This window comes from Gemmiger sp. An50, from assembly GCF_002161595.1.
GTDB lineage: Bacteria > Bacillota > Clostridia > Oscillospirales > Ruminococcaceae > Allofournierella.
Genome location: NZ_NFID01000008.1, coordinates 1 through 11,028, shown reverse-complemented (window position 1 = coordinate 11,028; position 11,028 = coordinate 1). Strand labels below are relative to the sequence as shown.

The window sequence follows — 11,028 nt, the reverse complement described above, 5'->3', positions numbered from 1 at the left end:
CCATGAATCCCACTCAACAAGGCATTCAGGACCGCAAGAGCGTGCGGGTCTTTCTGGATCAGCCCGTCACCCCTGCAATGAAGGACCAGCTGCTGGAGGCGGCGTTCCAGGCGCCCACCGCAGGCTGCCAGCAGCTGTACACCATCCTGGACATCACCGACCCGGAGCGCAAGGCTCGGCTGGCTGACCTGTGCGACCATCAGCCCTTCATCGCCACTGCCCCGGTGGTGCTGGTCTTCCTGGCGGATTGCGCCCGCTGGCCCCGGGTCTATCAGGAAGCAGGCTGCCAGCCTCGTCCCGCCGGTGCGGGCGATCTGTTCTTGGCAGTGGCGGATGCCTGCATCGCCGCGCAGAACGTGGTGGTGGCCGCCCAGAGCTTAGGACTGGGCAGCTGCTACATCGGTGATATTCTGGAGAACTGCGAGCAGGTGCGCCAGGAGCTGGCCCTGCCTGCCCAGGTGGTTCCGGCGGCTATGCTGGTGATCGGTTGGCCCACCCGCCAACAGCAGCAGCGCAAAAAGCCCGTCCGCTTTGCCCGCAACTATATTGTGGCGGAAAATCAGTATCCGACGTTTACCGGCGAGCAGCACCGGCAGGCGCTGGAGAACCGGGCCGCCCGGGGCGGCAACGAGACCTTTGACTTCGATCAGTGGGTCAAGGCCTTTGAGCAGCGTAAATACGGCAGCGATTTCTCCCGGGAGATGAGCCGCAGCGCCGCGGAATACCTGAAAGACTTTTTGAAATAAACGGCAAACCGCCCGGATTCATCGAATCCGGGCGGTTTTGTTTTTTCTTATAAAAGGAAGAACTTATTTGTTTTGCGGCTGGCTGTTCCGGGGCGGCGCTACCCGGATCGCCTTACGCCTGCGGCGTACTGCGGCCCGGCGGGAAAGCATACGGACCAGCAGAGCCAGTCCGATCAGCAGAACACAGCCCAGCACCGCCAGAAGCGGCAGCCAGGGGCGAAGGATATCTCCCGCATACAGCCAGAAGCTGCGCTCGTAATTGCCAAGCGTCACCAGCTCGGTGGAACCCACCGTCTCGCCGTTCACCAGAGCAGTCAGCCGGCCCAGCACCTGCCCGGCCTGCACCGGCGCGTCCAGGGAATCCACAGTGGTCTCGACGCGGGTTTCCAAACTGCTGGAGCCGGTCTCGGCCAGCACCACCAGCGGGTCCTTGGCGTACAGACCCACGGTGTCGCTTTCCGCGCACCAGCGCAGCGGAAGCTGGGCGGCCGGGGTCTCGGTGTTCACGGCGGCGGTGGGAGCCAGGGATTCCAGCGCCCAGTCATACAGGTTGGCCGTGGTGTGGAAGGCGTAGTTCACGCCGTCCTCCGCCAGGCCGTCCTGCGCGCCCATCACCACCAGCAGCCAGCTGGCCCCGCCCTGCTGTGCGCCGGACACAAAGCACCGGCCCGCCTCGTCGGTAAAGCCGGTTTTCATGCCCCGGATGTAGTCCCGGTACAAGGGAGAGTCCGGGTTTTGCATCACCACGGTGCTGCGGATCTGGTAGCTTTTACCTTCCGGCGCACCGGCGTCGGCCTGGGTGTGCAGCTCGGTCAGGGGCATCCAGTAATCCGTGGAGCACATGACCTCCATCAGCGTCTCGTTCTCCATGCAGGCGCGGGCGATTCGGAACATGTCCTGCGCCGTGCTGTAAGTGCCCTGTTCGATGCCGTCCAGCCCGTGGGGACAGCTGAAATGGGTGCCGGTGCAGCCCAGCTCAGCGGCCCGCTGGTTCATCTGTTCCAGGAACGCGGCCTCGTCCCCATTTCCCAGATACCAGGCGATGGCGCTGGCCGCGTCGTTTCCGCTGGGCAGAAGGCAGCCGTAGAGCAGGTCCTCCAGCGTGACCGTCTCGCCGCAGAGAAGGCCCGCCCGGGTGCCGTAGTTCGCCAGGATCTCGTTGAACTCCGGCTGCAGGTCCTGGGGAATGGTGAAGGCCGTGTCCAGGGGCTGACCGCTCTCCACCAGAAGCAGCGCGGTCATCAGCTTGGTCAGGCTGGCGGGAGCCCGCTGCTCCTCCTCGTTTTTCGCGTAGACCAGGGTCTCGGTGTCCAGCTGATACAGATACACCGCCTGGGCCTTGTCCGCCGCGCCCTGGGGCGGGTCCCACTGGGCGGCGGCAGGCGTTGCCAGTCCGATGGCCAGCGCCAACAGCATCACCGCGCACAAAAGTCTGGTTTTCAACCATGTTCCTCCCTTACTGTGGAATTCTTACCAGCGATTATTATACCGGCTTGCGGGCCGTGTGCGCAAATGTTTTTAAAAAAGAGAGGGTCAGGAGCCGGAAACCGGCCGCAGCAGCCCCCAAAGGCCGTTCTGTTTGGCCCAGACCAGGCCGTCTGGGGCCGGGGCCAGCGCCTGATAGGTTCCGAAGCCAATGAGCTTTTTGCCCTCGCTGCTCAGCAGGGCATATTCCCCGCCCTTGCGCACCACCACGCCTGCTTCAAGGCAGGGTGCGGGCCAGATTCGCTGCCAGACCGCGCTGTCGTTGCCCTGCACGTCCCGGTCGGCGCTCTGACCCCAGACGCCGTCGTATTTGCAGGGGATCGCCAGCTTGCCCTGGCCGTTCAGATAGCCCCATTTGCCCTTTTTCTCCACCGCGATCAGTCCGCCGCTGCCGGGCCGGGCCTGCTCGTAAACAAAGTCCGAGAGCAGTTTTCCGTCTGCCGTGGCTACGGCATAAAAACTTTTGGGTTGCGCCTTCATTACCTGCGCGCCTTCCAGCTGGTTGTATTCCCAGATACCCTGCCGCACCGGGAGCAGTTCGCCGGTTGTATCCGGTTCCAGGATGGGGCTCTCTGCCCCGCTTTCGTTCCAGCTGTGGCGGCGTACCTGACCGGTCTCTTCATCCCACACGTATTCCACACCCAGGCCCCCGTGGCCCGGCTCGGTCTGAAGATTCGGATCATACGCCTCCAGCTGGCGGTCCAGCTCCGGATCGGAGAGCAGTGTGCCGTCCGGCCCGGCGGCCAGCAGATGCCCGTCGGGGCACAGGGTGGGACGCTGGGAAAACCGGGGCTCCACCACCCATTCGCCGGTGTGTCCGTCCACAAGGCCCCACAGCCCGCCTTTCTGGGCAGCACAGAGGGCAAGCAGAGCTTCGCCCTCCGGCAGGCTGCCCTCCAGCATCCCTCCCCCGCTTACGGCAAGGGGTTCGATCTTGTCCGCCTGCAGCTGGGGTTCCACCGCCCATTCGTAGCTGCTCTGACCGGCGCCGCACCCGGCCAGCAAGGCCAGCAGCAGCCCGGCAGCGATCATTCTGCAAACCGCTTTCATGCCGTTCCCTCCTTATCTCTATCGTATCGAGAAAACAAAACGGGCCCGGAAATCCGGGCCCGCTGGCTCAATTGAATCGATTCTGCGCCTCGCTCAGCTTGCCCGCCAGAATCAGCCGCACCGCGGCTTCCACGTCGTTCAACCGGCTCTCGAAGGCCTTGCGGTCCTCGCCACCCAGTTTGCCCAGCACCCAGTTGGCCAGGTCGTAGTCCGGGCTGGGCTTTTCGCCCACGCCCAGCCGCACCCGGGCAAAACCGTCGGTGCCCAGGCAGGCGATGATGTCCTTCAGGCCGTTGTGGCCGCCCGCCGAACCGCTGGGCCGGATGCGGATCTTGCCCGGCTTCTGGGTCACGTCGTCGCACAGGATGATCACATGCTCCGGCGGAATTTTGAAAAACTCCGCCGCCGCCTGCACGCTGTGGCCGGAAAGATTCATAAAGGTCTGGGGCTTGAGCAGCAGCACCTTGCCCTCGCCCAGCGCCGCCTGCCCGTACAGGCCCTCGAATTTGGCCTTGGTCACACTCACGCCCCACTCTTTGGCCAGATGGTCAATGGCGTCAAAGCCCACATTGTGGCGGGTGCCCTCATATTTTTTGCCCGGATTGCCCAGGCCCGCCACCAGCCAGTCGGCCCCGGCGGTCTGCTTTTTGAAAAACATAGTTCGACCTCGCAGGTCCGGCCTAAAATAGAACACGCTCCAAGTAAACGGACGAGGCCGGAAAATCTAAAAATTACACCAATTATAAGCATACCAATTTTTTAAAAATTTTCAAGTGCAGGAATGAATCTTACTATGCCCGCAAACCCGCTTTTCACCGCATTTTGTCAGATTTTACAGTGATTTGACACAAAAAGTTTCCAAATTCTGAAAAAAGTTCTGGTATTTTTTTCTCGAATCTGTTATAATGTGTTCATCACAAACGGAATATCGGCATCGCCCGAGGCTCTGCCCCGCCCGGTGCTACCATTGGAGGTTGAAGATTTTGAACAAGAAAAAATACCTTTATCTGTTCAGCGAGGGTAACCGCGATATGCGTGACATCCTCGGCGGCAAAGGCGCCAACCTGGCCGAAATGACCAACGCTGGTATGCCTGTTCCCCAGGGCTTCACCATTTCCACCGAAGCCTGCACCCAGTACTACAAAGATGGCCGCCAGATCAATCATGAGATCATGGCCGACATCTACGAATACATCGGCAAGATGGAAGACATCACCGGCAAGAAGTTCGGCAACGTTGCCAACCCCCTGCTGGTTTCCGTCCGTTCCGGTGCCCGCGCTTCCATGCCCGGCATGATGGATACCATCCTGAACCTGGGCCTGAATGACGAAGTGGTCGAGGGCCTGGCCGCCAAGACCGGCAACCCCCGCTTCGCTTACGACAGCTACCGCCGTTTCGTTCAGATGTTCAGCGACGTTGTTATGGAGCTGCCCAAGTCTGAGTTCGAGGAGATCATCGACCAGCTGAAGGCCGAGAAGGGCGTCAAGCTGGACACCGAGCTGGACGAAAACGATATGAAGGCTCTGGTGTTCAAGTTCAAGAGCCTGTACAAGAGCCACATGGGCACCGACTTCCCCACCGATCCCCGCGTTCAGCTGATCGAGGCAGTCAAGGCCGTGTTCCGCAGCTGGGATAACCCCCGCGCCAACGTATACCGCCGCATGAACGAGATCCCCTACGAGTGGGGCACCGCCGTTAACGTGCAGGCCATGGTATTCGGCAACACCGGCCCCAACAGCGGCACCGGCGTGGCCTTCACCCGTAACCCCGCCACCGGCGAAAAGGCTCTGTTTGGTGAGTATCTGATCAATGCTCAGGGCGAGGACGTTGTGGCCGGTATCCGTACGCCTTCTCCCATCGCGCACCTGCAGGAGCAGATGCCCGAGGTTTATGCTCAGTTCGTGGACATCGCTACCCGTCTGGAGAACCACTACAAGGATATGCAGGACATGGAGTTCACCATCGAGGATGGCAAGCTCTACATGCTGCAGACCCGTAACGGCAAGCGCACCGCTGCTGCCGCTCTGAAGATCGCCGTTGACCTGGTGGACGAGGGCATGATCGACGAGAACGAGGCCGTTCTGCGCGTTGATCCCAAGCAGCTGGACAGCCTGCTGCATCCCCAGTTCGACCCCGAAGCCCTGAAGAATGCCGAAGTAGTCGGCAAGGGCCTGGCTGCTTCTCCCGGTGCTGCCTGCGGCCAGGTGGTATTCACCGCTGAGGACGCCAAGAACGCCGTTGAGAGCGGCGAGATGAAGAAGGTTATCCTGGTTCGCCTGGAGACCAGCCCCGAGGACATCGAGGGCATGGCCGTTGCACAGGGCATCCTGACCGTGCGCGGCGGTATGACCAGCCACGCTGCCGTTGTGGCCCGCGGCATGGGCACCTGCTGCGTATCCGGCTGCGGCGAGATCGTTGTGGAATACGACAAGCAGCAGTTCACCCTGGGCGGCGTGACCTACAAGCGCGGCGACTGGATCAGCCTGAACGGCTCTACCGGTAACATCTACGGCAAGGCTCTGCCCACCGTTGACGCTTCCATCAGCGGCGACTTCGGCCGCTTCATGAGCTGGGCTGACGCTGCCCGTCAGCTGAAGGTCTTCACCAACGCCGATAACCCCCGCGATGCCAAGCAGGCCGTGGAGTTCGGCGCCGAAGGCATCGGCTTGTGCCGTACCGAGCATATGTTCTTCGAAGCCGACCGCATCAAGGCCGTTCGTGAGATGATCGTTGCCGAGAACGTGGTGGACCGCAAGAAGGCTCTGGCCAAGATCATGCCCTATCAGCAGGGTGACTTCGAGGCCATGTACAAGGTTCTGGGCGAGCGTCCCATGACCATCCGTTATCTGGACCCGCCCCTGCACGAGTTCCTGCCCACCAAGGAAGAGGATATCGTGGAGCTGGCTTCCGATCTGGGCATCACCGTTGAGCACCTGCACAACGTGATCGACAGCCTGCATGAGTTCAACCCCATGATGGGTCATCGTGGCTGCCGTCTGGCTGTTGCTTACCCCGAGATCGCCGAGATGCAGACCACCGCTGTGATCAACGCTGCCATCAACGTGAGCCGTGAGACCGGTCTGAAGATCGTTCCTCACATCATGATCCCCCTGGTAGGCGAGGTCAAGGAGCTGAAGTTCGTTAAGGACGTTGTGGTTGCTACCGCCGATAAGCTGATCAAGGCCGCCGGTGTGGACATGAAGTATGAAGTGGGCACCATGATCGAGATTCCTCGTGCCGCTCTGACCGCGGACGAGATCGCCAAGGAAGCCGAGTTCTTCAGCTTCGGCACCAACGACCTGACCCAGATGACCTTCGGCTTCAGCCGTGACGACGCTGGCAAGTTCCTGAACTACTACTACGACAACAAGATCTACGAGAACGATCCGTTCGCTCACCTGGATCAGAACGGCGTAGGCAAGCTGGTTGAGATGGCTGTAACCCTGGGCCGCAAGACCCGTCCCGAACTGGGTCTGGGCATCTGCGGCGAGCACGGCGGCGATCCCACGAGCGTAGAGTTCTGCCACAAGGTTGGCCTGGACTATGTGTCCTGCTCTCCCTTCCGTGTACCCATCGCCCGTCTGGCCGCCGCTCAGGCAGCCATCAAGAACCCCCGGAAGTAATCCGATCGGGCTCATGCAGCTGACGCTGCACTTTGAGGACGCCCATGTGTTCCAGAAAGCGCGAAATTGCGTGGTAAAGCCCAGTCGATGGCATGACATCGACCTAGAAGTATACCTGTAATACGCCAATCCCCCTGCCGCTGACAAACAGCGTAGGGGGATTTTTTCTGCCCATTTTTCACAAGGCTTAGGGGCCACGGCCCGTATTTTCAAAAATGTACCCACTTTGCGGTGTACATTTTCGGGTCCATTTCCCCCTTTGCAACCCATCATTTTTGCAGAGAAAGGAGCGTGTTACAGATGAACGAAACCGCACAAAATACCTCCGATTCTCAGGTAGTGACCATGCTGGATGCCGGGGTGCTGGTGCCTTTTCAGAACCAGCCGTTCCGGGTAGCCACCGGCGAAGAAATGGACCAGCTGAAGGAAAGCATTCAGGAATATGGGGTGCTCTCTCCCCTGCTGGCCCGCCCGCTGCCGAACGGAAGCTATGAGATCGTGAGCGGCCATCGCCGCAAAGCTGCCTGCGAGGCGCTGGGCATTACCCGACTGCCGGTGCTGGTGCGCCCGATGACCGACGATGAAGCGGTCATCCTTCTGGTGGACAGCAACATCCAGCGGGAACATATCCTGCCCAGCGAAAAAGCCTTTGCGTACAAAATGAAGATGGAGGCGATCAAGCATCAGGGAAAGGCAACTTCCCGACAACTTGTCGGGAAGTTGGAAGCCTCAGACATTGTTGGTCAAACAAGCAACGAAAGTGGTCGAACTGTCCAGCGTTACATCCGTCTGACCTGTCTCATTCCCTCTATTCTTCAGATGGTGGACGAAGGCCGAATTGCCTTCAATCCGGCGGTGGAGATCTCCTATCTCACCGAGGAAGATCAGCAGCTTTTGAAAGATGAAATGGATGCCTGCCAGGCTACGCCCTCCCTCACCCAGTCCCGCACCCTCAAGCAGATGAGTCAGGCCGGAACCCTGACGAGAGAATACCTGCACCATCTGCTCACCGAGGAAAAGCCCAATCAGCGGCAGAAGTTCTTTCTGAATCAGGAGGACGTGAAGAAGTTCTTCCCGCCCAACTACACGCCGGAACAGATGCACAATACCATCATGCTTCTGCTGCGTAACTGGCAGCATAAACGCGGCTACAACAAAAATCAACCAGAGCGATAACGGAGGTCTTACCATGCAATACACAAACGTCAACGGCTATCTGTTGCTCAATCTGCTGTCCACCGATACGGTCCGCCCCATTGGCCGCTACGGCGAGATGCGCCGTCAGTTTCTGGAGAACCACCGCCCCGATCTGCTGGACCGGCTGCTGCTGGAGGACCGGCTCAACCGTCACCTGTCCCAGGTGGACGAAGAAGCCCGGCAGGCCGTGCAGGAATGTGTGGCCCGGATGGCCCGCCAGCAGCAGGTGGACGAAGCCCTCAAGCGCGCAAATCCCATGGAGTGGGTGCGCTGGATGAACCTGATCCGGGACGCTGCAGAGCAGGCGATTCTGCCGGAGTTTCTCTATCCGGAAGCTCTGGAATGACCGGACAGAAAAACGCCTGTCCACAGGGGGAACGAGCACTGGCTTTGTATAGCTTTTTAGAAGCCATACGCCGCCGCAGAGCCTTGCTCTGCACAGGGGGAAATCCCCCTGTAACCCCCGATCAACCCAACAACGCAACAACACAAAAGGATCGGGCCAGACTGCCCGGTCCTTTGTTATTGAAGGCACCACCGCACAATTCACGCCGACTGGCTCAGGCGGCGTATCGCGCTAAAATTTTCCGTGGAATTTTCCAAAAATGCTCGCCAAGCCACCAAGGCTTGCCTGTGCTTTTTGGTTCATTCCGCAAAAATTTTCCGGCGCGCTCCACCACCTGGAATTATGCGGTGCCGCCTTAGAAAGGAGAAAACACATGCTGAACCGAACCATCCAGCTGGATATCCGCGTGACCCAGGAAGAAAAACAGCGGTTTGAGCAAGCCGCCAAAGCCTGCGGATTGTCCCTGTCCCGCTATGTGCGGATGCGGTTGAGCGGACGAGTACCCCAGCCCACTCCGCCGCTGGAATACCAGCAGATTCTCACCCGGCTCACCGAGCTTTACCAGCGGGAGAATACCCCGCAGGTGCAGGCAGAACTGCTGAATACTCTGCTGGCCATCCAGTCCACTACCCTGCCCAGAAGGGAGAGCTGACCCGTGGCCGTGACCAAAATCTGGCCGGTGAGGGGCCGTCTGGATTCCCTCATCCGATACGCCGAAAACGAAGAGAAAACCCGAATGCCGGACCTGACGGGCTTGGCTCCGGCAAAGGACGATCTGGTCGAGGTGCTCCAGTACGCAGCCAACCATTCCAAAACAACACAGGATCGCCAGCTGTTTGTGAGCGGAGTGAACTGCCTGCCCGAGATTGCCCGCCAGCAGATGGAGCTGACCAAACGGCAGTTTGGGGACACAGCAGGCATCGTCGCATTCCATGCCTACCAGAGCTTTCCGCCCGGAGAAGTCACCCCTGAAAAATGCCATGCCATCGGGGTGGAGCTGGCCCGCAGGCTCTGGGGCGACCGGTTTCAGGTGTTGGTTGCCACTCACCTGAATACCGATTGCTGCCACAATCATTTCGTGCTGAACTCCGTCTCCTTTGTGGACGGCAAACGATATAACGATTGCCGGAAAACCTATCGGGCGCTGCAAAAGGCGTCGGATACACTCTGCCGGGAGCATGGGCTTTCGGTGGTGGAAGACCCCTCCCGCCACCGCACACCCCGGAATCTTTTTCAGGCGGAAAAGGCGGGCGAACCCACACGTTACAACGTGATGAGGCAGGACATTGATCGGGCAGTCCTTGAATGCGACCATTTCCAAGAGCTGCCCACCCGCTTGAGGAAAATGGGCTATGAGGTGAATTTCAGCCCGAACCGCAAGTACGCCACCATTAAAATGCCCGGTGACGCACATGCCGTCCGCTTCAAAACTCTGGGCGAACGGTACACGGAAGAGGCCCTCTTTGATCGCGTCTGCGAAAATACCGTGTATTCTTCCCTCTCTACGCGGCAGGAACGGTACCGCAGATGCTATCCTCCGGTTCATCCCCACGACCGGTGGAAACAGGAGGAGTTCAAAAAAGCCCTGCTTAAAACGCTGGGCATCTACCGCACCTATCTGTACTATTGCTACCTGCTGGGCAGATTGCCAGAGAAGATCCCCAACCATCGCCCGCCCCATCCGGCCATGCGGGAGGACCTGCGCCACTGGGAGCAGATCGAAGCCCAGCTGCATCTGTTGGAGCGATATTCGCTGCAAACCCGGGAGGAAGTGGAGCAATTCATCACCCAGAAAACCGAGGAGCTGCAAACTCTGGAGGCCCGGCGCACCCATTGTCGCAACCGGCTGCGCCGCTGTCACGATCCGGCGGAATGCACCGCCCTACATGCCGAGAAAGACCAGCTCACCGAAAAAATCTGTGCGGTACGCAAAGAGCTGCGTGCCGCACAAAAAATCCCGCCCCGGGCAGACCGGATGCGGGAAAGAATTGAATTGTTGAACGCCCAGGAGCAGCAGCACGCCGCTTACCGGGAAGAACGATAACCCAAAAAGAAAGGACAAAAGACTATGAACTACTACGGAATTCTGACCAACTACGAAGAGCGCATGGAAGCCAATCTGGAGCAGTACAGCCGCCCCGAGAAAGCCGGGGCCTTCCATCTGCGCTTGGATTACCGCACCTGGGCAAGCGAATGTGCCTGTTCTGTTACTTCACCGATGAGGACACCGGCGAGAAGATTCGCCTTGCCTGCTGGCGCAACGCCAAAGCGCACTACGCACCCCGGAAGTGCACTGCTATCGATTTTGCCCGGGTCCGCACTGATAGCCTCTGGCGCTGCACACTGGAAGAGGACGCCAGAGGGAATATTAACTGGGTTATGGCGGAAGCGTTGGATTGAGTTTAATGTAATATAGATACAGCCCCCACTTGTGCTGCGGCACAGGTGGGGGCTGTTTGTCATTAACTAGAAAACCACAAGCTATGCTTGTGGACGAGAAGAGCACGAGCGTTGAAACGGTAAAAAAAGAACCTCCTTTTGCTACAATAGAAGCGGGTAACGCCAACCGCACTAAAGCAAA

11 protein-coding genes are annotated in these 11,028 nt (G+C 59.4%); 8 read left to right on the top strand and 3 right to left on the bottom strand.

The window, feature by feature from the left end:
* The first annotated feature begins 2 nt into the window (after positions 1-2).
* On the top strand, positions 3-746 hold the full coding sequence (locus tag B5G03_RS08460; protein ID WP_087181284.1) for a nitroreductase family protein: 744 nt from the start codon (positions 3-5) through the stop codon (positions 744-746).
* A 63-nt stretch (positions 747-809) separates the two neighbouring features.
* Here the strand turns inward: B5G03_RS08460 and B5G03_RS08455 are convergent, their stop codons facing one another.
* The 3 genes from B5G03_RS08455 to pth all read right to left on the bottom strand — a co-directional run bounded on the left by B5G03_RS08455 (position 810) and on the right by pth (position 3,939).
* Positions 810-2,189, bottom strand: a complete 1,380-nt coding sequence (locus B5G03_RS08455) for a D-alanyl-D-alanine carboxypeptidase family protein (RefSeq protein ID WP_087181283.1) — start codon at positions 2,187-2,189, stop codon at positions 810-812.
* A gap of 90 nt (positions 2,190-2,279) precedes the next feature.
* Positions 2,280-3,281 (bottom strand): WG repeat-containing protein, encoded by a 1,002-nt coding sequence (locus B5G03_RS08450; RefSeq protein WP_087181282.1) that lies wholly within the window; start codon positions 3,279-3,281, stop codon positions 2,280-2,282.
* A 67-nt stretch (positions 3,282-3,348) separates the two neighbouring features.
* Positions 3,349-3,939 (bottom strand): aminoacyl-tRNA hydrolase, encoded by a 591-nt coding sequence (pth, locus tag B5G03_RS08445; protein WP_087181281.1) that lies wholly within the window; start codon positions 3,937-3,939, stop codon positions 3,349-3,351.
* Positions 3,940-4,261: 322 nt separating this feature from the next.
* On the opposite strand from pth, the gene ppdK reads away from it, so the two are divergent.
* From ppdK to B5G03_RS17050, 7 genes are all read left to right on the top strand, one after another.
* A complete protein-coding gene (gene ppdK, locus B5G03_RS08440) occupies positions 4,262-6,904 on the top strand; it encodes a pyruvate, phosphate dikinase (RefSeq protein WP_275539302.1) in 2,643 nt (880 codons plus the stop codon).
* 300 nt (positions 6,905-7,204) lie between these two features.
* Positions 7,205-8,080: a ParB/RepB/Spo0J family partition protein gene (locus B5G03_RS08435; protein ID WP_087181279.1), complete on the top strand. Its 876-nt coding sequence runs from the start codon at positions 7,205-7,207 to the stop codon at positions 8,078-8,080.
* Positions 8,081-8,093: 13 nt separating this feature from the next.
* Positions 8,094-8,447 (top strand): TnpV protein, encoded by a 354-nt coding sequence (locus B5G03_RS08430; RefSeq protein ID WP_087181278.1) that lies wholly within the window; start codon positions 8,094-8,096, stop codon positions 8,445-8,447.
* Positions 8,444-8,806 (top strand): hypothetical protein, encoded by a 363-nt coding sequence (locus tag B5G03_RS17055; RefSeq protein ID WP_140401665.1) that lies wholly within the window; start codon positions 8,444-8,446, stop codon positions 8,804-8,806. Before B5G03_RS08430 ends, B5G03_RS17055 begins: the two co-directional genes overlap by 4 nt.
* Positions 8,807-8,820: 14 nt before the next feature.
* Entirely contained in the window at positions 8,821-9,099 is a 279-nt protein-coding gene (locus B5G03_RS08425; protein WP_087181277.1) for a plasmid mobilization protein, read from the top strand.
* A gap of 3 nt (positions 9,100-9,102) precedes the next feature.
* The gene (locus B5G03_RS08420) at positions 9,103-10,491 is read left to right on the top strand and encodes a relaxase/mobilization nuclease domain-containing protein (protein WP_087181276.1); all 1,389 of its coding nucleotides are present in this window, start codon (positions 9,103-9,105) and stop codon (positions 10,489-10,491) included.
* A 149-nt stretch (positions 10,492-10,640) separates the two neighbouring features.
* On the top strand, positions 10,641-10,847 hold the full coding sequence (locus B5G03_RS17050) for a hypothetical protein (protein ID WP_140401664.1): 207 nt from the start codon (positions 10,641-10,643) through the stop codon (positions 10,845-10,847).
* Positions 10,848-11,028 lie beyond the last annotated feature (181 nt).